Origin of the sequence: Desertibacillus haloalkaliphilus, from assembly GCF_019039105.1 — a bacterium.
Classification (GTDB): domain Bacteria; phylum Bacillota; class Bacilli; order Bacillales; family KJ1-10-99; genus Desertibacillus; species Desertibacillus haloalkaliphilus.
The window spans coordinates 1-404 of sequence record NZ_JAHPIV010000229.1 but is presented as its reverse complement, the minus strand read 5'-3'; the positions used below and the strand labels follow the sequence as shown (position 1 = coordinate 404).

Sequence of the window (404 nt, the reverse complement as noted above, 5' to 3'; positions counted from 1 at the left end):
AGGAAGCGCTCGCCGCGGCCACCGAGGCGTACGCGGAGTACCAAGATGCGTTGGATCATGCCTTTCAGGACCTGGATAGCAGAGCTCTGGATTCATACGCGACTGACGAAGCACTGTCGGCTGCTGTTGATTCGGTTGCAGATTACGCCGAACGGGGCTGGCGTCAGGAGGGACATAGCAGCGTTGCTAGTACCTCACTCGTTGATGCAACCCAACTGGTCGGCAGGTCTGAGCCTGAAGGCGCCCAGATCTATGCGTGTCTTGACGTCTCGGATGTAGAGATTCTCGACGAACAGGGCAACTCCGTGGTGTCAGAGGGCCGGCCGGCGACCTACGCGCTCGTGGCGTCACTCAGATGGATGACCGCGTCGAGAACCCTCACTGTCTCGCATGAGGAACCGTGG

At 59.9% G+C, this 404-nt stretch carries 1 protein-coding gene; it reads left to right on the top strand.

Annotation, left to right across the window (positions count from 1 at the left end; translation table 11 throughout):
* Positions 1-404, top strand: a 404-nt coding sequence (locus KH400_RS29875) for a hypothetical protein (RefSeq protein ID WP_217228180.1), incomplete at both ends; no start/stop codon positions are given.